The organism is Psychrobacter proteolyticus (genome assembly GCF_038155145.1).
In the GTDB taxonomy this organism is placed as follows: domain Bacteria; phylum Pseudomonadota; class Gammaproteobacteria; order Pseudomonadales; family Moraxellaceae; genus Psychrobacter; species Psychrobacter proteolyticus_B.
Genome location: NZ_JBAKAY010000001.1, coordinates 74,368 through 100,371 on the forward strand (window position 1 = coordinate 74,368; position 26,004 = coordinate 100,371).

General features: G+C 42.4%; 21 protein-coding genes. 17 read left to right on the forward strand and 4 right to left on the reverse strand.

Going from position 1 to position 26,004, the window contains the following annotated elements; genetic code table 11:
* The first annotated feature begins 6 nt into the window (after positions 1 to 6).
* The 5 genes from V6252_RS00285 to V6252_RS00305 all read left to right on the forward strand — a co-directional run bounded on the left by V6252_RS00285 (position 7) and on the right by V6252_RS00305 (position 4,872).
* Complete coding sequence (locus V6252_RS00285; protein WP_341608843.1) at positions 7 to 1,137, forward strand: glycosyltransferase family 4 protein; 1,131 nt, start codon at positions 7 to 9, stop codon at positions 1,135 to 1,137.
* Positions 1,138 to 1,749 carry a sugar transferase gene (locus V6252_RS00290; RefSeq protein ID WP_341608844.1) on the forward strand — a complete coding sequence of 204 codons (612 nt, stop codon included), beginning with the start codon at positions 1,138 to 1,140 and terminating at the stop codon, positions 1,747 to 1,749. It abuts the gene before it with no gap.
* Positions 1,750 to 1,893: 144 nt separating this feature from the next.
* Positions 1,894 to 3,093, forward strand: a complete 1,200-nt coding sequence (locus tag V6252_RS00295) for a DegT/DnrJ/EryC1/StrS aminotransferase family protein (RefSeq protein WP_341608845.1) — start codon at positions 1,894 to 1,896, stop codon at positions 3,091 to 3,093.
* Between the two features lie 282 nt (positions 3,094 to 3,375).
* Complete coding sequence (gene folD, locus V6252_RS00300; protein ID WP_341608846.1) at positions 3,376 to 4,254, forward strand: bifunctional methylenetetrahydrofolate dehydrogenase/methenyltetrahydrofolate cyclohydrolase FolD; 879 nt, start codon at positions 3,376 to 3,378, stop codon at positions 4,252 to 4,254.
* Between the two features lie 99 nt (positions 4,255 to 4,353).
* Positions 4,354 to 4,872: a phosphate-starvation-inducible protein PsiE gene (locus tag V6252_RS00305; RefSeq protein WP_057759021.1), complete on the forward strand. Its 519-nt coding sequence runs from the start codon at positions 4,354 to 4,356 to the stop codon at positions 4,870 to 4,872.
* Positions 4,873 to 4,952: 80 nt separating this feature from the next.
* Here the strand turns inward: V6252_RS00305 and corA are convergent, their stop codons facing one another.
* Together corA and V6252_RS00315 are read right to left on the reverse strand one after the other, a co-directional pair.
* Positions 4,953 to 6,107, reverse strand: coding sequence for a magnesium/cobalt transporter CorA (corA, locus tag V6252_RS00310; protein ID WP_414558949.1), 1,155 nt, complete (start codon positions 6,105 to 6,107; stop codon positions 4,953 to 4,955).
* Positions 6,108 to 6,269: 162 nt separating this feature from the next.
* Positions 6,270 to 6,659: a DUF2237 family protein gene (locus V6252_RS00315; protein ID WP_057759025.1), complete on the reverse strand. Its 390-nt coding sequence runs from the start codon at positions 6,657 to 6,659 to the stop codon at positions 6,270 to 6,272.
* A gap of 488 nt (positions 6,660 to 7,147) precedes the next feature.
* Between V6252_RS00315 and V6252_RS00320 the strand changes: the two genes are divergently transcribed.
* The 12 genes from V6252_RS00320 (at position 7,148) to V6252_RS00375 (ending at position 23,264) form a co-directional block, all read left to right on the forward strand.
* Entirely contained in the window at positions 7,148 to 8,446 is a 1,299-nt protein-coding gene (locus V6252_RS00320; RefSeq protein WP_341608848.1) for an ATP phosphoribosyltransferase regulatory subunit, read from the forward strand.
* A 198-nt stretch (positions 8,447 to 8,644) separates the two neighbouring features.
* Complete coding sequence (locus V6252_RS00325) at positions 8,645 to 9,934, forward strand: adenylosuccinate synthase (RefSeq protein ID WP_057759029.1); 1,290 nt, start codon at positions 8,645 to 8,647, stop codon at positions 9,932 to 9,934.
* 329 nt (positions 9,935 to 10,263) lie between these two features.
* Entirely contained in the window at positions 10,264 to 10,695 is a 432-nt protein-coding gene (gene ndk, locus V6252_RS00330; protein ID WP_057759031.1) for a nucleoside-diphosphate kinase, read from the forward strand.
* Positions 10,696 to 11,208: 513 nt separating this feature from the next.
* On the forward strand, positions 11,209 to 12,438 hold the full coding sequence (rlmN, locus tag V6252_RS00335; RefSeq protein ID WP_057759033.1) for a 23S rRNA (adenine(2503)-C(2))-methyltransferase RlmN: 1,230 nt from the start codon (positions 11,209 to 11,211) through the stop codon (positions 12,436 to 12,438).
* A gap of 210 nt (positions 12,439 to 12,648) precedes the next feature.
* Complete coding sequence (pilW, locus tag V6252_RS00340; RefSeq protein WP_341608849.1) at positions 12,649 to 13,584, forward strand: type IV pilus biogenesis/stability protein PilW; 936 nt, start codon at positions 12,649 to 12,651, stop codon at positions 13,582 to 13,584.
* Complete coding sequence (locus V6252_RS00345; RefSeq protein ID WP_341609146.1) at positions 13,581 to 14,393, forward strand: helix-turn-helix domain-containing protein; 813 nt, start codon at positions 13,581 to 13,583, stop codon at positions 14,391 to 14,393. The genes pilW and V6252_RS00345 overlap by 4 nt, the downstream gene beginning before the upstream one ends.
* Before the next feature lie 158 nt (positions 14,394 to 14,551).
* Positions 14,552 to 15,667, forward strand: coding sequence for a flavodoxin-dependent (E)-4-hydroxy-3-methylbut-2-enyl-diphosphate synthase (gene ispG / locus V6252_RS00350; protein ID WP_057759039.1), 1,116 nt, complete (start codon positions 14,552 to 14,554; stop codon positions 15,665 to 15,667).
* Positions 15,668 to 15,790: 123 nt separating this feature from the next.
* Complete coding sequence (gene hisS / locus V6252_RS00355) at positions 15,791 to 17,080, forward strand: histidine--tRNA ligase (RefSeq protein ID WP_341608850.1); 1,290 nt, start codon at positions 15,791 to 15,793, stop codon at positions 17,078 to 17,080.
* 69 nt (positions 17,081 to 17,149) lie between these two features.
* Entirely contained in the window at positions 17,150 to 17,944 is a 795-nt protein-coding gene (locus tag V6252_RS00360; RefSeq protein ID WP_341608851.1) for a YfgM family protein, read from the forward strand.
* A gap of 126 nt (positions 17,945 to 18,070) precedes the next feature.
* A complete protein-coding gene (gene bamB / locus V6252_RS00365; protein WP_341608852.1) occupies positions 18,071 to 19,279 on the forward strand; it encodes an outer membrane protein assembly factor BamB in 1,209 nt (402 codons plus the stop codon).
* 393 nt (positions 19,280 to 19,672) lie between these two features.
* Positions 19,673 to 21,094: a ribosome biogenesis GTPase Der gene (gene der / locus V6252_RS00370; RefSeq protein ID WP_057759046.1), complete on the forward strand. Its 1,422-nt coding sequence runs from the start codon at positions 19,673 to 19,675 to the stop codon at positions 21,092 to 21,094.
* A 205-nt stretch (positions 21,095 to 21,299) separates the two neighbouring features.
* Entirely contained in the window at positions 21,300 to 23,264 is a 1,965-nt protein-coding gene (locus tag V6252_RS00375) for a HAMP domain-containing sensor histidine kinase (protein ID WP_341608853.1), read from the forward strand.
* A gap of 187 nt (positions 23,265 to 23,451) precedes the next feature.
* Here V6252_RS00375 and V6252_RS00380 read toward each other — a convergent pair whose 3' ends face one another.
* Together V6252_RS00380 and V6252_RS00385 are read right to left on the reverse strand one after the other, a co-directional pair.
* Positions 23,452 to 24,618 (reverse strand): D-alanyl-D-alanine carboxypeptidase family protein, encoded by a 1,167-nt coding sequence (locus tag V6252_RS00380; protein ID WP_341608854.1) that lies wholly within the window; start codon positions 24,616 to 24,618, stop codon positions 23,452 to 23,454.
* Positions 24,619 to 25,121: 503 nt separating this feature from the next.
* Positions 25,122 to 25,556 carry an MCR_0457 family protein gene (locus V6252_RS00385; RefSeq protein ID WP_057759051.1) on the reverse strand — a complete coding sequence of 145 codons (435 nt, stop codon included), beginning with the start codon at positions 25,554 to 25,556 and terminating at the stop codon, positions 25,122 to 25,124.
* Between the last annotated feature and the right edge of the window lie 448 nt (positions 25,557 to 26,004).

Here is a 26,004-nt window from a genome sequence, read left to right on the forward strand (position 1 = left end):
GAATGGATGAAAATAATTATTTTAGGCACCATTGCTTATAGTTTTTATGGCTTTCGCGCTGACCTTATTCAGGAGTTGGTCAGACAGCAGCATACTGTCTATGCGTTTACTTCTGAATATACTCAAGATGAGCTAAAGAAGATAGAAAAGTTGGGTGCCATACCTGTAACCTATAGTTTAAATCGAGGTGGCTTAAATCCTTTAGCGGATATCACAGCAGCTTATCATCTGTCCAAAGTTATTAAGAAAATAGCGCCAGATGTTGTGTTCTCTTACTTTTCTAAACCCGTTATCTTTGGCACGTTAGCAGCAAAAATAGCAAAGGTTCCACAGGTTGTAGGTATGCTCGAAGGATTGGGTTATTGTTTTACAGATCAACCTGAAGGCCTCAGCAAGAAGGTAAAAGTGATTAAAGGTATCCAGGTCTTATTGTATAAAATTGCTTTGCCACGGTTAAATCGTCTTATATTTTTAAATACTGATGATCCTAATGATTTATTGAAGCGGTATAAAATACAAGTGAAACAGGTAAATGTGCTAGGTGGTATCGGCTTAAATCTAAGCCAGTACAAATATCAGTCCATAGTAAATATCGAAGAACCTATCAAATTTTTATTTATTGGTCGCTTATTGAAAGAAAAAGGTGTACATGATCTTATTTCCGCTATAAAAATAGTAAAGAAAATATATCCTGAAGCATATTTCACTATTTTAGGAGAGATAGATGCTTCTAATATGGGTGCATTGCAGAAATCAGAGTTAGATGAGTTGATTGCATCGAACATCGTAAACTATCCTGGTCATGTTGATAATGTAAAAGACTGGATTGCAAATCATCATGTGTTTGTACTGCCGTCTTATCGTGAAGGGGTGCCTCGCAGCACTCAAGAAGCGATGGCAGTTGGAAGACCTATTATCACTACTGATGTACCTGGTTGCCGTGAGACGGTTGTTGATGGAGTAAATGGGTTTTTAGTAGAAAAATGGGACCCAAAAGCTTTGGCAGAGAAAATGATTTACTTTATAGAACATCCTGAACAGATTAAAGAGATGGGTGATGAAAGCTACAAGCTAGCACAAGAGAAATTTGATGCAGATAAAGTCAATAAACGACTAATAAATATGTTGGGCTTATAAATGATAAAACGACTATTTGACATTGTAGGTGCAACGACAGCGTTAGTAGTGCTGTCTCCTGTCTATGCTGCAACTGCATATAAGGTGAGTAAAAATCTTGGTGCGCCTGTTCTATTTCGTCAGATTCGTCCAGGTCTGTATGGCAAGCCATTTGAGATGATAAAGTTTCGATCCATGAAAGATGATATAGACGTAAATGGCAATCCTTTGGAGGATGGCGCGCGATTGACATCGTTTGGTAAAGCGCTGCGTAACACCAGCCTTGATGAGTTGCCAGAGCTTTGGAATGTCATAAAAGGCGATATGAGTCTAGTGGGCCCGCGACCATTATTGATGGAGTATCTGCCCTTATATAATGATGAACAAGCGCGCCGACACGACGTCCGTCCAGGTATTACAGGGTATGCTCAAGTCAATGGTCGCAACGCTATTGGATGGGATGAGAGGTTTGCACTTGATACATGGTATGTGGACAATCAGTCGCTATGGTTGGATATCAAGATTTTACTTAAAACAGTGAAAAAAGTTATTGTCAAAGATGGCATCAGTGCTGAGGGAGAAGCAACTATGAGTAAATTTATGGGCAATAGTATTAACGAAGAAATACTTTGAAAGTACTCTTTGCTAATAGCAATACAGCTAATTGAAAAATTTAGGCATGAAGCAAATCATGATAGATAAGAAGGTTAATAACATAGTGAGCAGTTTATCGTAGAGCGTGACATAACATTAGACATAAGTACCATAGAGGAACATATGCTAAATACCCCTTTTTCACCTTGGCCAAAATTTACGCAACATGAGGCTGATGCTGTCAGTCGAGTGCTACTATCTAACAAAGTCAATTATTGGACAGGCGAAGAATGTCGTCAGTTTGAGCGAGAGTTTGCTGATTGGACAGGTAGTAAATATGCAATAGCGTTGGGTAATGGCACCTTGGCATTAGATGTCGCGTTACAAGCACTTGATATAGGTGCAGGTGATGAGGTCATTGTCACACCGCGTACCTTTATTGCCAGTATTTCATCAGTCGTTAATGCAGGTGCGACCCCCATCTTTGCAGATGTCGATGAAGCAACTGGCAATATTACCGCTGAGACCATCACAGCTGTATTGAGCAATAAAACAAAAGGTATTGTATGCGTACATCTGGCTGGCTGGCCATGTGATATGGACAGCATTATGGCATTGGCAGATGAGCATGACCTATATGTCATTGAAGATTGCGCACAAGCTCATGGTGCACGATATAAAGGGCAAAGTGTGGGCAGTATTGGTCATGTTGGGGCATGGAGTTTTTGCCAAGATAAGATTATGACCACAGGAGGTGAGGGCGGTATGGTCACCACCGATAGCGAACTGCTATGGCGAAAAATGTGGGCGTATAAGGATCATGGTAAGAGCTATGCTGCAGTCTATGAAACAGAGCAATCACCTGGCTACAACTGGCTCCATGAGAGCTTTGGCACCAATTGGCGTATGACTGAGATGCAAGGCGTTTTAGGGCGTATTCAACTGGAAAAAATGAGTGAGTGGACAGCCAAACGGACTACTAATGCGCAAGCCATACTAGAGGCCTGTAGCAAGTGGGAGTCCAAAGGCTACCTTTGTGTGCCGAGATTAGAGCATTTAGCGCAGTTCTCCAATACAAACCATGCTTACTACAAATTATATGTCTATGTGCAGTCCGATAATCTATCTGATGGCTGGACACGTGACCGTATTATTGAAGCAATTAACCATCAAGGTGTGCCTTGCTTCTCTGGATCTGCGTCAGAAGTCTATTTGGAGAGGGCCTTTGATAATACAGGGTTGCGTCCAAGTATTAGATTGCCAATGGCAAAGCAGCTAGGAGAGAGTAGCCTAATGTTTTTGGTGCATCCTACGCTTACGGCAGCTGAAATTGAACTGACAATACAGGCGATCGATAGTGTGTTTGGTTCGATGGTCAAATAAGACGATAATTAATTAATGATTATCTTTAGAAATTCATCCCTCAGTCGACGCTATTTTTATTGAAAGCACAAGATACATTTGCCTATATATAAGCAATACTGTTTAATTTACTTATTATAAAAATTTATCAGTGCGCAGGCTTTATCTTACGCTAGGATTTTGTAGCGTACACAGGTACAATATTACTCTTAGTCAAAGATTGACGAAGCAAAGGACAGGCATGCAAAGTATTTGCGCGCGCTGTCTTTATTTTTTTATATCGTACCCTCTATTGGAGTTACTATGTCTACTGCCCAAGAATCCGCCACCGTTTTGGACGGCAAAGCACTTGCCAAACAAATAGAACAGGATCTGCGCACGCGCGTAGATACGATTAAGGAAAAGACTGGCCGCACCCCAAGCTTAGCGACGATATTGGTTGGTGACGATCCAGCCTCTGCCACTTATGTTCGTATGAAAGGCAACGCTTGTAAGCGTGTTGGCATGGACTCTATACGCGTTGAGATGCCGAGTGCCACGACTACTGAGCAGCTCATGGCAAAGATAGATGAGTTAAATAGTAATCCAGATGTACACGGTATTTTGCTACAGCATCCGGTTCCTGAGCATATCGATGAGCGTGCTTGTTTTGAGCAGATTGACTTAGCAAAAGATGTCGATGGTGTGACCTGTCTTGGTTTTGGTCGTATGGCGATGCAGCAGTCAGCTTATGGCTCATGCACACCGCAGGGCATCATGCATTTGTTAGAGCATTATGATATCGAGCTATCGGGTAAAGAAGCAGTGGTCGTAGGGCGTAGTGCTATCTTAGGTAAGCCAATGGCGATGATGCTATTGAATGCTAACTGTACGGTGACGATCTGCCATTCAAGAACTCAAGATTTGGCAGCACATATTAAGCGTGCAGATATCGTGGTTGGTGCCGTAGGTGTACCTGAGCTGATTAAAGCGGAATGGATCAAAGCAGGAGCGGTTGTCGTTGATGCAGGTTTCCATCCTACAGATGATGGCGGTGTTGGTGATATCGAAATGCAAGGCATGGAAAACATTGCCAGCGCTTATACGCCAGTACCAGGCGGCGTTGGCCCAATGACTATTAACACGCTTATTCGCCAAACGGTCGATGCTGCTGAAAAATCAGCGGGTTTGAATAACGGCTAAAAAGATAGTCATACGAATACTGATTGCCGATATATAAGGGGCCTGAGGTAACACAGACTCAGGCTAAATCAACCACATTTCAGTTGATAGGACCTAAACATGGCTAAAAAAAACGTAGGTGTTCATGAGCGACTACAAAGTATTGGTAGAGAGTTTGTCGATGTCTGTCATTACGTTATTTTATTTCTAATCAGTGTGGTTGTCGTTTGGACCGCTGGGAAAGAGTTTATTTATATTGTCCAAAAGGGTTCAGCGGATCTAAAAGACATATTGATGTTATTTATTTACCTTGAGCTACTGGCTATGATAGGTATCTACTTTAAAACCCACCGACTGCCAGTACAGTTTTTGATATTTATTGCCATAACAGCATTGTCACGACATTTGGTGGTTGATGTGCAGGCAGTTTCAGACTATTTTCATTTATGGCTACTAGCGACAATTTCCGTGGCCATCATGCTACTAAGCGGCTCTATTGTAATCTTGACTTGGACGGCCAAAACATTTGGTCGCCCAGAAGACAATCTTGATAAGCAGCATGCAAACCTAACGGTTAAAGCACTATTGCCTGATAATGCTCAAGCGCCTGATAGCCATACTAAGCATCGCCGTGAATAATTAGATAGCAATACAAAAAGATAGCAACATAAAAAAAGAGCGACCAGTGGTTGCTCTTTTTTTACGGATGGCGTTTGGTATTACAACCATTTCAATCTTTTAAAATTGTAGTACAGATAGCTACATAGGGCGATAATAATGACCATTATGACAAGGTAAGAGTATTTCCAATGCAGCTCAGGCATAAAGTCAAAGTTCATGCCATAGATACCAGCGATAGCTGTCGGCACTGCCAGAATACCTGCCCATGCAGCGAGCTTACGCACGACTTCATTCTGACCCATATTGACCATCGCCATATAGGTATTCATCACCACACTCAGCATTTCATTTAGACCATTAATAGCATCTAGTGAGTGCAACAGGTGATCGTTAACATCGCGAAAATATGGCTTAGCGGCTTGAGAAAATCCAGAGACAATCTCACTCTTTTTATGATTGATAAAAAAGCTACAGATGTCTTGCACAGGTAAGATAATGGCACGCATATGTACCAGTTGCGATTTAAGCTCGTAGAGATTTTTTAGGGTGCCTTTATCAAACTCAGAGGTAAATACATAGCGTTCTTGCTCGCGCAAGTAACGGCCTAGTCTATCAGTAATCGGCATATAGTTATCAACGATAAAATCGAGGATAGCATGCAGTACAAAGATAGGGCCCATGCGTAACTTCTCAGGGCGACGATGGCAATGCTCACGTACTGGCGCATAAGAGTTTGACGGACCATTGCGAATTGTAATGAGGTAGTTTTTACCCATAAATATCGCAGTAGTACCATAACGAATGACATTATCTTCTAGCTTGGCCGTACGTAGCACCACAAAGACCATGTCATTATCGTAGTTTTCGACTTTGGCACGTTGATGATCAGCAAAGGCATCCTCAATCGCTAGCTCATGCAGGTCAAACGCTTCTTTTACTTTGACCATGGTTTCTAAGCTTGGATCATATAGCCCAAGCCAAATAAATTGACCGTTGTTCCCTAGCGTACGACTCACATCATTAAGCGCCACTCTATTAAGATTCTCACCTGTTTTACGTGAGTAAGCGTAGCAATTGACCACTTCGCCTGCGCTTGATGAATCAATATCTTCATAGCGTTCAGAGTCAGGATCGTAGACCGTCATGGTCTCAATAGTGTCTTCAGTAGTGGCATCCACATCACCATAGATATAGCTATCATCATCGTCCAAATAGAGATGCTTGTCATTCATATTGGCGTAGATATGATTCATATTGGAATCAGGCGCAATATGAGCCGTTTTTTTGATCAATTGATTATTATCATTTTCCATATACTTTCCTGTCATATAATAAAAAACTTCAATAATCCAAATATACTGTGAACGCTGCTACGGTTTTATCGTGTGCCAATACTATCTATAGGGCATAGATTTCTATAGGGCATAGCTTTTTAGCGTATCGATATCTACTAATGCTAGCAGGCTTTCGTGACACGCTTCTAGCTTGATTTGCGGTGCGATATCGAAGTCCAATGCTTCAACCCAACGTAGCGCACAGATGCACCAGTAGTCACCAGGTTTAAGACCAGGAAAGTTGTATTCAGGTAGTGGGGTAATCAGGTCGTTACCGCGACTGGCAGAGAAGTTTAAAAACTCACTGGTCATCTTGGCGCAGACGGTATGTTGACCGACATCATGGTTGCCAGTATGGCAAAAACCATTGCGATAATAGCCAGTAATTGGATCGAAACAACAGCTAGCAAGTGCGGTGCCTAAGACATTGGTTTGGTTGATCGCAGGGTTTGGGTGGTAATCAGATGACATAAGGCTTCCGAGATAAAAATATGTGTTAGTGTATCATGAGTCTGTGCCGAAGACGCTGCCGTAATCGCGCTCATTATCTTATGGATAACAAAAAACAAACCTCTCGGCTATTCACCCAATATTGAGCCAAATACATCAATGATGACTGTTACATCTGCTGAGCTAATAAGCGGCAATTGAACTGTAATTAGATAGTGATTGTGGCTAATTGTCACTAGGCGAACCTTGAGTGCTATGCTAAACTAAAGCATAAAGTGCCTTGATTATTTGTCGCAATTTTTTAGCGCATAAAGATACTCGTCTTATCATTCTAAATTATACTTATTATTCACCCTTTTGCGGTTACCTGGTTTGTTTATAAATAATTGGGTCAATGATGTTGCGCGTTAAAAATAAACACACACAGCGTCAATACCCGGCAAATCACCCTTTAAGTACCGCATCAGTACCGCGTTTTTGGTAAGCGATACGCCAAACAAGGATTTATTGTGTCTGTTAGTTCTGATTCTGCAAAACCTGCCCAGCCAAATTCTACCAACGAAACAGTGTCTCAGCCTGCCGAAAACAGTGCTGCACCCAATCGCATGCCATATTTGAGTAACTTTGGCAGTGATGTTGCCAATAGTTGGCTATTGCCTGATGGGGTGGTTGATGTCCTGTTTGAAGATGCGCATAAGCAAGAAGTGCTTAGACATCAGTTAATCGAGCAGCTTATTACTCATGGTTATCAGCTGGTTTGTCCGCCGATGATCGAGTTTACTGAGTCCTTGCTAAGTGATGCGTCAGAAGATCTGAAACGTCAAACTTTTAAGATTATCGATCAGTTGACGGGTCGCCTAATGGGCGTACGCGCTGACATTACCCCGCAAATTTTGCGTATAGATGCGCATCATGGTGGTACGGGTATTGCGCGTTATTGCTATGTTGGTGATGTGATCCATACCTTGCCATCAGGTCTGTTTGGCTCTCGTACGCCGCTACAGTTGGGTGCTGAGATATTTGGCTGTGCGTCACTAGCAGCAGATATTGAGCTGATAGATGTGCTATTTACGATGGTAAATAAACTCAGTATGAGTGCAGCGCTCCATATCGATTTGGGTCACGTAGCGATATTCAAACGTTTGGCTGAATTGGCTGAGTTATCAGACAGTGATACTGAACAATTGATGTACTTATATGCCAATAAAAACTTACCAGAGCTTAAGCGTGTTTGCCGCGCTTTGCCAATGGGTGATGATTTTTATGTTTTGGCACGCTTTGGTCATGATATTGCAAACCTATTAGCCAAATTATCAGATGCGGCGCAGCAAGACAGCCAAATCGCAACGGCAATTGATGAGCTACAGCGTCTGAAAAACTATCTACAAGACCAATGGCAGTGCCCAGTCAGTATTGATGTGACTGAGCTATCAGGTTATCACTATCATACTGGCATCGTCTTCAATGGCTATATCAATAGCGAAACGCAGCCGCTCGTACGTGGTGGTCGTTTTGATGGTATGCAAAGTCAGACGCAAGCGTTACGCGCGGCCACGGGCTTTAGTATGGATGTTAGCCGATTGCTGGCTCATACACAGTTAGATGCGCCAACTGTTGTCTTGGTTGATTTTGCCGCTTTGTCTAATGCCAATACAGATGAGATGCAGACGCTACTGCAACAAGTAGAGAGTCTACGTCAGCAAGGCTATCGCGTCACTATGCCGTTAGATGCACAGGACAGTCCAGATGATGTGACGCATCGTCTGAGCATGGCTGATGACAGTCAATGGCAGCTACAGACTGTTTAATTGTCTGATAGTAGGCTATTGAATGGCGCACGCAGCCAAAATTATTCAGTACAGATTATGAGAACGCAAAATTATTCGTTAGATATCTCAGTGTTTCTATTTCATAAATCACTGAGATAAAAAGATATAGCTAAGAAAATCATTTTAATTTTCAGCTTTTATTGCACACACCTCAATACATAAAGGTAAGGATTGATCATGGGTAAGAATGTTGTAGTTTTGGGTAGCCAATGGGGCGACGAAGGTAAGGGTAAAATCGTTGATTTACTTACCGAAAAAGCCTCAGCAGTAGCCCGCTTCCAAGGCGGTCATAATGCTGGTCACACGTTGGTTGTCGATGGCAAAACCACTGTCTTGCATTTGATTCCATCAGGTATCTTGCGTGAAGGCGTCACTTGCTTTATCGGTAATGGCGTGGTGTTAGCACCTGACGCATTACTAAAGGAAATGAAAGAGCTAGAAGACAACAACGTACCAGTACGTGAGCGTTTACGTATCTCTCCTAATTGCCCACTTATCATGCCTTATCATGTGGCACTTGACCAAGCTCGTGAAGCCAAGCGTGGATCTGGTAAAATCGGTACAACAGGTCGCGGTATCGGCCCTGCATACGAAGACAAAGTAGCGCGCCGTGCGATTAAACTTGCTGATTTGTTCCGTGAAGATCTAGAAGAAAAACTACGTAACCTAATCGAATATCACAACTTCCAACTGACTGAGTACTATAAAGTTGAAGCGATTGATTTTGATGAGACACTTAAGCTTTGTAAAGAGTGGAAAGAAGAGATTAAAGGTATGGTTACTGATGTAACTGAAGACCTAAATCAATTACGTCTAGCTGGCAAAAACCTAATGTTTGAAGGTGCTCAAGGTACGCTACTTGATATCGACCATGGTACTTATCCGTTTGTAACCAGCTCAAGTGTAACTGCTGGCGGTGTATCAACGGGTACAGGTATCGGTCCATTGTATTTAGACTATGTACTTGGTATCACCAAAGCGTACACTACGCGTGTTGGTAGTGGTCCATTCCCAACTGAATTGTTCGATGATGTTGGTGCTCATTTAGCCAAAGTCGGTCATGAATTTGGTGCGACGACTGGCCGCGCCCGTCGTTGTGGTTGGTTCGATGCAGAAGCATTACGCCGTGCAGTAGTACTTAACTCTATGTCAGGTATTTGCTTGACCAAGCTTGACGTACTAGATGGTCTTGAAGAGTTGCTAATCGGTGTAGGTTACAACCTACCTGAAACTGAGTGTGCAGGCGCACATGATGCTGAGTTCTATGAGTCAGTCACGCCTAAGTATGAAACAATGCAAGGCTGGAGCGAGTCTACTGTTGGTATTACGAACTATGATGAGCTTCCAGAAAACGCTAAAAAATATATCAAGCGTATCGAAGCATTGATCGGTTGCCCAGTTGATATTATCTCAACTGGCCCTGATCGCGAAGAGACTATCGTATTGCGCGATCCGTACGACGCTTAGTTTTTACTATAAACTTGATTAAATAGTTTTTAGTTAATAAAAAACCCCAACGCTGAGCGTTGGGGTTTTTGCTTTTGTTAGAACTTATAGCATTATCAACGACTAATGCACAATAAATTTACTTTTATGCAAGGTATGGTCATAAATTAACCCTATCATTTATGGCCTTAATCATTATAATAGGCAGCAATCCGATGTTGGCGCTTATGGTTATACACTGATATACCATGAGTTGTGTAAAACAGTCCAAGTCAACATTGTGGCTAAAGCTAAAACAACGTATTAATTTTTCATATTTTATTGAATTTATCATTTATTAGGAGCTTCTCATGGCTAACGAACGTACTTTATCTATCATCAAACCTGACGCAGTTGCTGGCAACCACATCGGCGCTATCTATAGCCGTTTTGAACAAGCTGGTCTAAAAATCGTTGCCGCTAAAATGCTACAACTTGATGATGAAAAAGCAGGTGGTTTTTATGCTGAGCATGCTGAGCGTCCATTCTACAATGACCTAAAATCTTTCATGATGTCAGGTCCAGTATTGGTATCAGTACTAGAAGGCGAAAACGCTATCGCTCAGCATCGTGAAATCATGGGTGCAACTAACCCAAAAGAAGCTGCTGAAGGCACTATCCGTGCTGACTTCGCTAGCAGCATCGACGAAAACGCAGTACATGGTTCAGATTCAGCTGAATCAGCAGCACGTGAAATCAGCTACTTCTTCAGCGATGATGAAGTTTGTGCACGTACACGCTAATATAGTAAATCAGCGATAAGCTTTTACGGCATTCGATTTGTTTGAGGTAACTGCTATAATAAGACAGCTACGATTTAAACTGATCTTACCTGTATGAGTTTTATACTTGATTGACTATGGACGAATTATTTACAACATTGATTGTTTATAATTGGTTTGCGAGACGGCTTATATCTTATGGGTATAGGCCGTTTTAGCTATTATAATAATCCTATAGTCCAATAATTACTAAACTGCTAGGGCGTTACCCTCCTTAGATGTACAACTTGTACAATCTGCAGTCGGCTGCCTTGTATCCGCTTTAGAGTTCTATAATTATATTATTCATTGAAATTCTTAGTGACTTGCCTCATTATTGATTTTACTTAGCGTTATCAATCCCTTATCAGCATGTTTTTGTCAATTCAAAAAACTGCGCTCATAGCGGATTGCTCATGCACCCATGTATGTATGACAAAGCCCATATAAATAATTGCACCGCTTATCTAAGCTTCTGCAAAAAGGTTACCTATTATGTCAACTGTTCAAGCACCTACTCAGCACGTACCTGCTAAGATTACTGATAGCATTAAGCTAGTAGATGAGGCACATGCCAAAACCAATTTATTGGGTATGACGCAAGCGCAACTGGCTGATTACTTCAAGAGTATTGGCGAAAAGCCATTCCGCTCAACTCAAGTGATTAAGTGGATTTATCAGCATGGCGTGACAGATTTTGAGCAAATGACCAATTTGAGTAAGTCGTTGCGAGACAAGTTATCGCTTAATGCTTGTGTGGTACCGCCCAAAGTGATTCATCGTCAATATAGCGATGATGGTACGCGTAAGTGGGTATTTGAAGTCACCGGCGGCTCATTGGTTGAGACAGTGCTTATCCCTGCAGATGACAGTAAGTTAAATGGCCGTAAGACATTATGCGTGTCTTCTCAAGTAGGCTGTGCACTAGACTGTAGCTTCTGTAGTACAGGCAAGCAAGGGTTTGAGCGTGACTTGAGCGCGGCTGAAATTATCGGTCAGTTATGGGTCGCTAATGCGTCATATATGACAGATGAAAATGAAAGTTTAGAAAACGTCGACCATAGTCTATGGGAAAATAATGTCACCAACGTGGTGATGATGGGCATGGGTGAGCCGCTATTGAACTATAAACCTGTAGTAGGTTCAATGGAGTTGATGCTAAGCGATCATGCTTATGGATTATCAAAGCGTCGCGTCACGTTATCGACTTCTGGTGTCGTCCCGAAAATGTATCAGCTAGCGCAAGACATCGATGTGGCATTGGCCATTTCACTGCATGCACCAAATGATGAGCTGCGTAACGAGCTGGTACCAATTAACAAGAAATATCCGTTAGAAGAGCTGATTGCAGCGGCAAAAAACTACGTTTATGATGTCAATCCACGTCACAAGAAACACGTTACAATCGAGTATGTGATGCTTGATGGGGTCAATGATAGCAATGAGCATGCTCATCAGTTGGTTGCGCTATTAGAAGGGTTGCCAAGTAAAATTAACCTTATTCCGTTTAACCCATTCCCACATGCACCGTATGACAAATCAAGCAACAACCGTATTCATGCGTTTAGCAATATACTGAGCGAAGCAGGTTTTGTTTGTACGATTCGTCAAACACGTGGTGATGATATTGACGCCGCTTGTGGTCAGTTAGTTGGACAAGTCGCCGATCGTACTAGACGCTCAGCCGCGTGGCAGCAGAGCATTAAAGATCGCGAAAGCGTTTAGTAGTTCTTTAGAGGATAAGCGTTATATTCGACTGGTATAGCGTTTTAGCTGTCTTTTGTCTGTCGCAATGGTAAGAAAATGTAGCAATGACTGTCAAGATTGCAGAACGTGGCAATTAATAACAACTAAATTGTACTTATAGGGGTTAAATCTATTAAACTGAGGCCTCGAAGATCGAACGCATTGAATCCCAGTTTTATGATGGCGGCTATGATGACTTCTAAAAATTCTTGTCAGTTCAAATATCAAAAATCATTTTCTAAGTTTTATAAGCAGTTGAGTATCAGTGCTGCCCAAACCGCTTTGCCAAAGCGTGCAGTGCTGTCGGCAGTATTTGGCGTCCTTGTATTAAGTGGCTGTCAGACCACCCCGACTAATGATTTGCTAGGCAACTCTCCTTATCAAACATCTACGCGCGCTAGCAACGATCGAAATTTAGATCAGCAGGAAATCGCCCGTGTACGTACCTCACTTGCCGCGCAATACATCCGAAAAAATGAGTTAGATACCGCGCAGCAGCAGCTCGAAAAAGCCTTTGCTGCCGATAGCCGTTATGCGCCAGCCTATGATATGATGGGCGTTTTGTTGCAGCAAGAAGGCAGCCGTATCAATCTAGCCAAAGCTGATGAGTACTTCAAAAAAGCAATCGCACTAGATAAAGACTTTGTACAAGCGCACAATAATTATGGCGTGTATCTGTCACAGACAAAGCGCTATCGTGAAGCAGCAGAACAGTTTGAGATTGCAGGGGCGACGCTAGGCTATGAAGGCCGTATTGGCGCGCTAGAAAACCTAGGTCGTACTTATCTGCAGTTAGGTGATAATAGTGCTGCTTCAAAAGCATTTTTACGGGCACTCGATGGCAATCGTAATAGTATTATTGCTCATATCGAACTGGTAGATTTATTGCTCGACCAACAGCGTGTACCGCAGGCACAGAGACTGTATGATGAGACGCTGATATTGGTGCAGGGGCAGGGTATTAGCCCGCGCTTGCTCTTACAAGGTATCAAGCTTGCAGCAGCACAAAATAATATAACAACGCGCCAGCAATTGGCACAGCAGCTTTTATCCGCTTATCCGCTAAGTGATGAAGCAAAACAACTTAAGACTTGGCTTAACAATCCAGAGGCACCATGGAAATGATCACCCCATCATCTAACACTCAATCTAACGCTCAGGGATCATTTGGTGCCGTGTTGCAGCAAGCCCGTAAAAACAAGCAAGTAACTTTAGAAGCAGCGGCGGCTGAGCTGTTTATTCTAAAGCGTCATCTAGAGGCGCTAGAAAGCGAAAACTTCGCTGAGCTACCACAGGCTGCGTTTGCTCGTGGTTTTGCGATTAACTATGCCAAATATTTGGGCTTAGATTCAGCAAAAATCGCTAGTAGCTTCGATGCCGCTTATCCTAATGAGCTAAAGGCCAAATCAGCCAGCAATATCGATACGCCGCTGCGCCCAATGGGGACTTTGCAGCGTGATACTCATAACCGTATCCGCTTTAACCCGCTATTGATCATAGGTGTTATCGGATTGATTATCTTGGCGGTATTCCTATTCCGCATGGTAAGTAACGCTAGCAAAGAAAATACCCAAGAGCCTGTATCAGCTGTTGAAGACATGTCGGCGATAGAGCAAGCACAAGGTGCCGCCATCAATAGTGATGCAAGTGGCGTTGGTGCTTCTGGCTCTGCATTGAATCTAGGTGATGCTGCAGCAACGGCTAACCTAAACCTTGTATTGACAAGCGACGCTGTGGTTAGTATCACGGATGCTTCTGGAAACAGTCTAATAAATGGTTCTCAGTCTGCGGGTAACTATGACTTGTCAGGTGTGCCACCGTTTAATGTGCAAATTGATAATATCGATAATGTTAGCTTGATGCTCAATCAACAACCAGTTGTGTTAGATACGTATGCAACAGATAAGCAAGCTACTTTTGAATTGGCACCATAGTCAGTTGCATAAGCGCCAAATTTGAATAAAGCACTTATATGTTTGGATGAAGCATCCATGTGTTTGAGTAAAGCGCACATGTGTATCCTGATTTAGCTGGTTTATATTATATGTACAAAGGCCTAGGGCTTTTCTATTTTTGATTCAAGGATTTATGTATGTCAATGCCATCGCCTATTAATCGTCGTCTGACCAAAAAAATCTATGTCGGTGATGTCGCGGTTGGTGGTGATGCACCAATTAGCGTACAGAGCATGACCAACACTGATACCTGTGATGTAGCAGCGACGGTTGCTCAAATCGAGCGTTGTGTCGAAGCAGGTGCAGATTTGATGCGTGTATCTACGCCAACGATGGATACTGTTAAAGCCTTTGGTGAAATTCGCAAACTGGTAAGTGTGCCTTTGATTGCTGACGTGCATTTTGATCATAAAATCGCTTTGGCCGTTGCTGAAGCGGGCGCTGACTGCTTACGTATCAATCCCGGTAACATTGGTAGCGATGCCAAAGTGCGTGAAGTGGTCGCTTGTGCTAAATATCATAATATCCCGATTCGTATTGGCGTCAACGCAGGCTCTTTAGAAAAAGACATACAGCGTAAGTATACTGAGCCAACTGGCGAGGCAATGCTAGAGTCGGCAATGCGCCATATCGATATTTTAGAGCGTCTTAACTTTGACCAGTACAAAGTCTCTGTCAAAGCCAGCAACGTGTTTTTGACACTGGATGCTTATCGCTTAATATCAGCGCAAATTGATAATCCATTACATTTGGGCGTGACGGAAGCGGGTGTCTACCGTACGGGCGCTGTCAAATCTGCTATCGCGCTAGGTGGATTATTACTAGATGGTATTGGCGACACTATTCGTATCTCATTAGCCGCTGAGCCTGAAGAAGAGATTAAGATTGGTTTTGATATCTTAAAGTCGCTTAATATTCGCTCGAACGGTGTAAACTTCATCGCCTGTCCAAGCTGCTCGCGTCAAGAGTTTGATGTAATTAAAGTAATGACAGCGTTAGAGTCGCGCCTAGAAGATATTCGTGAACCGATGAATCTATCTGTGATTGGCTGCAAGGTGAATGGTCCAGGAGAAGCAAAAGAGGCCGATATCGGTATCGTTGGCGCTGCCCCTAGATCACTGGTCTATCGTATGGGTGAAAAAAGCCACCTTATCGATACAGGTAATCTGGTTGATGAGATCGAAGGTATGGTTCGCGCCCATGCAGAAGACTTGGCAAAAAAACGTGAAAATGAAATCATTCGCGTAAAATAAGCCATAGAATAGATTGATACGTTAGGCCATACCGTCACAGTATCAATCAGATATAACGCTTATTTGAGTGCATAGAAAACAATAATAGAATACTTGTTAAATATTTAAGGATACGACCGTACCATGATCAAAGCTATCAAAGGTTTTAATGATATTTTGCCTGACCAATCAGCAAAGTGGCTGCATTTAGAAGCGATATTGGCTGATGTACTTGGTAGGTACGGTTACGAGCATATTCGCTTGCCTATCGTTGAACAAACGGATCTATTTGCCCGTGCTATTGGCGGCGCGACTGACATCGTCGAAAAAGAGATGTACAGCTTTACTGATAAATCTGAGCCACCAACGCCATTAGCGTTGCGTCCTGAAGGCACAGCTGGAGCAGTACGCGCAGTTATCGAGCACAACTTGCTACGTGGTGATACGCCCAAGCTTTGGTACATCGGTCCGATGTTCCGCTACGAGCGCCCGCAAAAAGGCCGCTATCGTCAGTTTCATCAGTTAGGTGTCGAGAGCTTCGGTAGCGCACTACCGGATGCTGATGCTGAGCTGATTGCGATGACTCATTTGATGTGGCAAGAGCTAGGTCTCAACAATGAGATGCGTTTGCAACTAAACAGTTTGGGTGAGTTGGATGAGCGTTATGCTTATCGCGAAGCATTGGTTGCCTATTTAACTGATAAAAAAGACCAGCTAGACGAAGACAGTAAGCGCCGTCTAACGACTAACCCTTTACGTATCTTGGATAGTAAAGAGGCGAGCACGCAAGCAGTATTGGCAGATGCGCCAAAGCTTGCTGATTTCTTGGGTGAAGAGAGTCTGGCGCATTTTGAGCAAGTCAAAGCCTATCTGACTGCGCTTAATATTGATTTTGAAATCAATCCGCACTTAGTACGTGGCCTCGATTATTACAATAAAACGGTATTTGAGTGGGTAACAGATAAGCTTGGAAGCCAAGCCACTGTTTGTGCGGGTGGTCGTTATGACGGGTTAGTAGGGCAATTAAAATCAATCGGTACAGATGGTAGTAAACCAGTCAAATCTGAGCCTGGTGTTGGTTTTGCAATGGGGCTTGAGCGTTTATTGCTACTCATAGAAGCGGTTGCGCCGATTGCTGACATACCTGCTTGTGATGTATTCGTGGTGGCCCATCCTGAGGTGTATAGTGCTGGTATAAGCTATGCACAGAACTTACGTCACAGTCGTCCAGATGTACGAGTAAAGATGGCCAGTGCCACGAGTCTAAAAGCGCAAATGAAGAAGGCAGACAAGTCAGGCGCGGCATTGACAGTCATCATCGCCCAGCAAGAGCTGGATGATAATACGATTAGTATTAAAGACATGCAGACAGGTGAGCAAAAGACGGTCGCCCAAGACTGGTTATCAAATAAAGATAACTTTTCTCGTCGCTAACCGACTTTGTCTAATCAGATTTGTTTGTCGCACCAGCAATTTAATGTAAATTTTATCAGGTAAATATATATGGCTCTGACACCTAATTCGCCGAATGCAGATAACTCCATGCAAGCGCTAAAGCAATATGGTAGTTATATCGTCACTGCGATTTTGTTAGCACTGGCCGCCTACTTTGGTTGGACATACTGGCAAAACAATCATGCGCGAGTAGATACCGTCGCCGCCGATCAATATGCTGATATTCAGCAGCTAAACGAAGAGGTTAAATTGGCCTCGCAAAACCCAGATTTAGAGGCAGAGGCTCAAGAAGCACTTACCCAAAGTCGTAGCCAGCTAGACAAAGATATTGATACTTTGGTCAGTACGCACGGTGAGTCGGTTTATGCATGGCAAGCGCTGATGATAAAAGCACGTCAACAAGTAGACAATGATGACTTTGCAACAGCGACTGAGACATTCAAAAAAGCATTGGCCATCGATTTGGGTGATGCCGGTCTAGAAGCGATTACTCGTTTACGCTATGCAAAAACGTTATTGGCCGCAGGTGATACAGATGCTGCACTGTCAGAAGCAAACAATGACATGCCAAGCTCGTTTGAAGCAAGTCAGCAGGAGCTGCTAGGGGATATTTACTTAGCACAAGACAATAAAGACTCAGCGATTAAATCTTATAGCAATGCGTGGGAGCTATTACGTAGCCGTCAAGAAACGCGTGCAGTATTGGCATTAAAGATGGAGAGCTTAGGTATCACGGCTGAGCCGATTGCTGAGCAAACCAGTCTTATTCAAGAGCCATCTGCTCCTGAGCCGTCGCTAGTGATGGATACCTCGAACGAAGTCGCTGTCGAAGCAGGGCAGTAAGTCAGTAGGATAGTATTGAGAGTTGGTAATCATCCAAAGCTCTTTTTTAATATAACCTAATGATTACTAATTTGCTGTTGGCCAATTTACCAATTAATAATAATTTATCTGTAGTGAGAACATACAATGACTCAATCTATTCGCTCTAGCAAAATGTTAAACACCAAGACTATCAAAAAGACAGTCATGCATGTGGCCGTACTGGCAGTAATGAGCACGGCAGTGATTGGATGTAATCGCGGTATTAAGCCGGTCGTGAATGATCCGGTAAAATTGGTACAAATCGCTCAGCCGATTAGCGTACTACAGCCTGTTTTTAGTACAGACGTTGGCAATAAAAAAGCCAGCAAAAAAGATCCGCTAGATTTGCAAGTTGGCTATGCCAATGGTCAAATCATTACTGCATCACGCGGTGGTGAGCTGTCAGGGTTTAATAGTGCAGGCGAGCGCGTATGGTCAATCAATGTTGACGATCAAATCACCGGCGGTGTTGCAGTAGACGCATTGAGCCAGACCGCTATCGTTAGTACTCGTGGTGGCAAGATCATGGCATTTGATAGCACGACTGGTGCAAAGCGTTGGCAGCAGCAGTTGTCAGGTTCGGTTTTGACGCCAGCACTGATTACCAATAATCGTGTGGTATTATCAGCGAATGATGGTTTCTTACATGGTCTGTCGCTGCAAACCGGACAGTCAGTATGGCAGTTCGCAACTCAAGTACCTGCTATCAGCGTTCGCGGTAGCGCTGCGCCAACTTTATTAGACAATGAGACGGCACTTTTGGCGACAGCTGATGGTCGCCTGCATGCGATTACTGTCGATAACGGTCTTCCGCTTTGGTCAAGACGTGTTGGCGTAGGCGCTGGTAGTAGTGAAGTTGAGCGCATGAGCGATGTCGATGGCAAACCTATCGTAGATAAAAATCAGTTGTTTGCGATCAGCTATAGTGGTCAGCTATTAGGTATTGATTTGGCCTCACGTCAGGTGATGTTCGTCAATGAAATTGCAAGTCTCAAATCACTGGCGGTAAATCCTCAGCAAGTTATCGCTACCAGTCTAGATGGCAAAGTAGTTGCTTATGATCGCAACAGTGGTGAGACGCTATGGGAAAGTGACGAATTGGCTTATCGTGATCTCACCAATCCTGTGATGATTGGCAACTATATCGCCATTGGTGATTTCGATGGCGTAGTGCACTTGTTTAACCCTGCTACGGGTAGCATCGTCAGTCGTGTAGAGACAAAAGGTGCGTTGACCAACTTGCAAGTTCAAGGTAGCCGTTTAATGACTCAAAGTACGTCAGGACAAGTTGCTATCTGGCAGTTAGTGCGCTAATAACTATATAGATAGGTGCTTATAGATAATTAACGAAGTGTAACATTTCACTATAGCCCTTAAGCCTATTCTTGATTATCATTTATAAAACACAAACGCTGCTCAGTCAGCGTTTAGTGCCTTGTGTAAATTGCTTGTTTAAACACAGGCTTTCGCGTACTCTATGCGACCGATGTGCTATCCATATATACTACTGATTTATGTATAATAGGTATTATGAAGCCATCCTATATACTATTTTTAAACGTAAAATAGCCATCTATTATTTTTGCTATTGTTCTATCATTCATTTTAATTCACGGTCAATTGCAGCATATCTATTACTATTGTTATGTCACTGGTTATAAGAATAACTGTACTGCCCGTCATTGTGCCTTTCACTGAGAGTAACCCATGAGTATCAAGCCTGTGGTCGCCTTAATTGGTCGTCCAAACGTCGGTAAATCCACCTTATTTAATCAGTTCACAAAAAGTCGGCAGGCATTGGTCGCTGACCTTTCAGGATTGACTCGTGACCGTCAGTACGGTGATGCAACTTATGAAGACAAATCCTTTATCGTTGTAGATACGGGTGGTATCGGTGAAGCTGATGACGGTAGCGGTAATATCGATGACTATATGTCTGAGCAGTCGCATACAGCAATCCATGAAGCAGATATTATTGTATTCGTCGTTGACGCTCGTGCCGGTATGATTGGCGCTGATGCTGAAATTGGTAAGTTTTTGCATACGTTAGGCAAGCCTGTCTATGTTGTTGCCAATAAAGTCGATGGCGTACATGATGCAGCGCCTGCTGAGTTTTATGCATTAGGATTGGGTGAGCCGTATCCGATGGCAGCCAGTCATGGTCGTGGTGTGGGTAACTTGCTTGAAGTGCTAACGGCTGATATGCCTGAGCAAGAAAATATAGTAGAGCCAAGAGGCTTAAAGCTTGCCATTATCGGTCGTCCAAACGTTGGTAAATCGACGCTCGTAAACCGCCTGCTTGGCGAAGACCGAGTAGTGGTATTTGATATGCCAGGCACAACGCGTGATAGTATTTATATTCCTTATCAGCGTGAAGGTCGCGACTATGTTTTGATCGACACTGCTGGTGTACGTCGCCGTGGTAAAATCGATGAAAAAGTAGAAAAATTCTCTGTCATCAAGACCTTGCAAGCGATTGAAGATTCCAACGTAACCGTGATTGTCATCGATGCTCACGAAGGTATCGTTGATCAAGATTTGCATATGATTGGTTATGCGCTTGACGCTGGACGAGCGTTAGTCGTTGCGATCAATAAATGGGATGGTCTAACACAAGATCAAAGAGACTATATCAAGCTTGAAATGGATCGCCGTTTTAGCTTCATTCCTTATGTAAAAATACATTTGATTTCAGCACTACATGGTACAGGCGTTGGTAATTTATATCCGTCTATCTTGCGCGCGTATAAATCTTCGATGTTCGAAGTATCGACCAACCGTTTGACCCAGATTTTGCAAGATGCGGTAACGGCCAATCCGCCACCGACCGTTGCTGGTCGTCGTATCAAGTTACGTTATGCGCATATTGGTGGCCACAACCCACCCGTTATTGTCATTCATGGTAACCAAACTAGTGCGCTTCCTAAGAGCTATCAGCGTTATCTAGAGAACCAATTCCGTCAAGTATTTAAGTTAGAAGGCACACCGCTTAACGTTATCTTGAAGCAAAATGACAACCCATATGCGAATAAGAGCGATACGCCGACTAAGGCAAAAGCCCAGCAATTGCGTCAACGTGAGCGTAATCGATCACAGAAATTTACTACCAAAGATAAAAAGCCTCGTTAATCCTCGTATTTTAGGCTTTATATCTTTAGCTTTATGATTAATGTCATCGCGTTCGATAGCGCGATGACATTTTTCTATTAATACGCTATAGTTTGAGCTCATAAATAGCTATCTTAGTTTCAAAAAATACTCAAATGTTTTACTTATCACATCTTTAAAATACCTGTACTATAAATGAAAGCTGCACGCGACTCAGTAGAGTGATATGAACAACCGTTCGTTTCAAACAATACCCGTACTTATCTGGCGTTCTGTCATACAAGCTGTCGTATTGGCAGTGCTGGCAGGTTTTTTATTGCCTTTTATTTATGGCTTAGTGCATCACTATCAAGAAAAAAACCAGCATATTCAACAACTGGCATCGCTACTAACGACTAGCGCATCGACTGCAGATGGCGCAGATGTTGTGGCTGAACAAGTCAATATCTTATTAGAAAACGAGCCGACGATTCAGAGTATTGTTTTCTATTCAACTTCTGAGCCAATTGAAGATATAGACCAGTCGCTTGCTGATTGGAAAAATGCTTTATTTGCGCATACGGTCAGTTTCAACTATCCAGTGATTAGTAAAGACCTTGATGCCAATAGTGCCGCGTCCAATAAGTCTGATTCCAATCAGCAGTTGGCACTGGCTTTATCAAATATTATGAGCGAATCGTCAGCGCCAGATGAGACGACTGATACAGCTACCGAAAATAGCACATTGATTGGTTATATTAATATTACGATGGACGTAGAGGTGCTACGTTTACATTGGTTCCAAAATATCCTGTGGTTATGGCTAACAACAGTGATAATGATTGTTATATTTGCCTTATATATTTTTAGAAAGCTTAATTGGCCAGTTAAAGATATTGAAGTGTTAACTGATGTTTGTGCCATTGTCATGAACAACGCAAATCTAGAGCAACTGCCAGTCATCCCGCAGCAATTCAATTTTCAAGAACTGACCCAAATCAAAAAAGCATTAATTGTGTTATTCAATCGTTTACAAGAAGCACGGCAAGGTTATGAAACCCTTGCGGCCTTTGAACAACAATTGCAAAATAAAGATGTGTCACTTGATGTGCAATTGCATAATTTTCAAAGCATGATTTCTCATGAGTTAAAAACGTCATTGAATGCAATTGTAGGTGGGTTACAACTATTGGATCATGAAGCGCTCAACAGAGAGCAAAAAGACGCGGTAGAGATTATCAGTAGCGGCAGTGATAAATTGGTATTGTCGTTAGATCATATTATACAGTTGAACCAGATTCAAAAAGGCCAGATAAGAATTCATAAAAATGAGTTTAACCCATTACAGCTAATCGCTGATCTGCTAGCTAAGTTTGAAAATACGGCTACTCAAAAAGGGTTGGAGCTGATTAGTAATATTCATCATATAGACTATAGCCTATACGGTGACTCAGAAAAAATACATCAGATACTATCGATACTACTCAATAATGCGATGAAGTTCACGCCTGTCGGAAAAATTACGATTACGTCGCAACTGACACATTTTAATAAGAGTAATCGCTGGCAGATTAGCGTGAAAGATACGGGTATTGGTATCGATAATGAGCACCTAGACGATATATTTAATCCATTCTTTCAGGTGGATTCGTCGCAAACTCGCCAGTATGAAGGCTCAGGGGTTGGCTTACCTATCGTTAGACAAATGGCACAGCTTATGGGTGCTACTATAGATGTTGATAGTGTGCTTGGTGTAGGTACACAGTTTACACTGACCATAGCGATGCCCAATCAACAGCAATCAAAACAGCAGCGCTTATTGTCTGGCCTAACGATTATTTATTATTACTATCATGAGACAGGCTCCTTGTTAGAGGAACTGGAATACCTAGGAGCTACGATTATTTGTCGCCAAGGTAACCAACTCGTCATAGAGGAGATGCGTAAGCAGAAAGTTGACATGGTCATGTTTGCTGAAGATGTTTTCCCAGAAAAAGCTGAGATGCTGGCCAAACGCATTCGTCAGTATGAAAGCGATGAGGGTAGTAAGAGCGAGCATCGGGCGTTATTGGTATATTGGTATCCGCAGCATCGGGCGCGCTATGTAGACAGTTTTGAGTATGGTTTAAAAGCAGCTGGCGTTGACTATTGTCATATTGCTACTTATAAAGACAAAGCGTTAAGCGACTTATTAAAACAATGGTTGGTTTAGATGTAGTACGATTCTACTAAATCGGTGTTCCTAGTTAGGTTTATTTTGCTAGGTAGCATTTCTCGTATTTTCGACTTTTCAGTATCAAAGCACTTTAGACCTAAAATAGGTATAAAAAAAAGACGCCCATTTTAAGGCGTCTTTTTTTAAACAGTTTTTAGCTAGAATTGCTTTCTAAAGGATTCTCTTAGAAAAGATTTTTTACCCAGCGTACGATATGTTCCCACGTACGGCTCATAAAGCCTGACTGTTCGATATCATTGGTTGCGATAATTGGAACTGAGGCTACCGCTTTACCATCGATTACAGCCATCATTTTACCAACTTCCTGACCTTTTTTAATCGGTGCTTCTAAGCTCTCAGGAATATCGACCACTGTAGTGATTTTATTTTTCTGGGTTTTGCTGGTTAGAATTTGCAAGTTGTCGCCAGTTGCCAGTTCTACCTCGTCAGCTTCTCCAAACCATACTGGAAGCTTGCTAACGAACTGTCCAGCAGGCGCCTTAGTAACCGTTGTAAAGTGCCCAAAACCCCAGTTAAGTAGTTCGCGTGACTGATCGGCGCGAGCCTGTTGGCTCTTGGTACCCATAATGACAGAGATTAGGCGCATGCCTTCACGGTTGCTTGATGCAACCAAGCAGTAGCCTGCTGCATCAGTGTGGCCCGTTTTTAGGCCATCAACAGTTGGGTCTGTAATCAGCAGAGCATTACGGTTACCTTGGGTAATACCGTTATAAGTAAACTCTTTTTCTGCGTAGATACTATAGTAGTCGCCGCTATTTTTGATAATAGCGCGAGCAAGTTTAGACAAATCCAAAGCAGACGCTAAATGACCCTCATCAGGCATACCAGTAGCATTGACAAAGTTAGAGTTCTCCATGCCAATTTTTTGCGCTTGTTCGTTCATCAAGATTGCAAACGAGGCTTCACTGCCAGCAATATGTTCAGCCATGGCTTTTGATGCATCATTACCTGATTGAATGATAATACCGCGTAGCATATCGATGACGCTGGCAGTTTTGTTCACAGGCACATACATACAAGATTGGCTGCTGCTACCACGGCACCATGCATTTGGACTCATCAATACCTGTTCATCTTCTTTCAGGTCGCCTGATGCTAAGCGTTGCTCAATGATATAACTGGTCATCATCTTAGTCAGAGATGCTGGCGGCAGCGCCTCATTGGCGTTCTTTTGAGCCAAAATTTCGCCAGTGTTATAGTCTATCAACACATAGGCAGTATTGTCCATTTCAGGTGGTTGAATGGCTGCGTTTGCCACTACTGCACTCATCGAGATACTTACACCAACTACCAGCTGTACCAGCTGATTTTTTACACGCTTTACTGTCATATATCATTACACCGCATCATGGAACCAAATGTATTTATCGCTCATGTTTTGTACCTATTTCCATACATTATTTTAAGCAGCATGTCTTAAATGCAGTGTTTAAAATAATGTATCGACGAAAATAGTAACGCCTACACAATAGACATAAAATTAACGCCTTATCTTAGCAAAATGACTACCGATGGGGAATCGATAAATGCAAAAATAAGGCAAGTTTGAAAAGAAAAATGAAGACCTATCATATATTTGTTCTGACTATCATCTGACCAGTCTCTGTAATAAAAATTTAACGCTCACAAAAAAGCCTGCTGCACTGCTTGTGAATAACAAGTAAAGTGACAGCAAGCTTTGAAGCTACAGATACCTAGACAACCAGTTGATAAACTTTGCTTAACCGATGTTATAAAGAGTACATAGCTTTTATTTTATTATCATTGATACAAATATTGTTATTAACAAGTTAAGCAGAAGACGCTAGCCGCTGAATCAAACTAGCTAGTTGTCTAATAGTCCGCGTTTGCCAAATCTTCACATAGTGCTTTGTTTTCTTGCTTTGAGAATCCCATCGTCCAACTACGAATACCTTGTAATATCTGGCGATAGTCTTGCTGTGTAGATAAGTATTGAATAGCCGCTTTTGGATCTTCTAGAGAAGGCATTAGCTCATGCAGCTGTACAGTGTACGACTTATAAAACCGCTGTTTTTGCTTACCATTTAGCATTGGTGGGCATATCTCTGATAGTACCTGCATTACCGCAATTTCATGCTTAGTAATGTTGATGCCAGACATGTCTAGCGGAATGGTAGTGCCAGAGTTATTCGCAGCATTAGAAGCTTGAGACAGCATAGCAACAGACGTTATCAGTCCTGCAATCCCAACTTTTGAGGCAGTATTTGCTATCACAGAAGCTATAGATAATATCGATTGTTTATTCATTCAGTATTACACTCGCTCGTCTTTATTTAATGGTCATATGTTAATCGGTAAAAAAACAAAAGTCACATAAAATATTGATTTATGTGTAGATATCTTGTGAGCCAAAACCATTTTTTAGCAACATATCAGTAGCATACCCTAATGACGTTACTTCAGTATCAGTACATCGGTTTGTATTGTTGTGGGGTGTTGCGTATTGTAACGCGATGCTTAATCTACTGGTTGTCATCCGCTCTATACAGATCTTGTTACGCTACTTTCATCGTATAATTATCAGCATAAGAAGAGCATGATACTTTGCTAAAGACAGGGTTCGTGTCTTTATATTATTCAGTTATAATCGCCCATGCTATCAAAATGATTCTTTTTCGTTAGACTGAGACGTCATGTCGTTGAAGAATTAGAGTATCATGTTTTCATTTTAAATATGAGCATCGTATCTTTATGC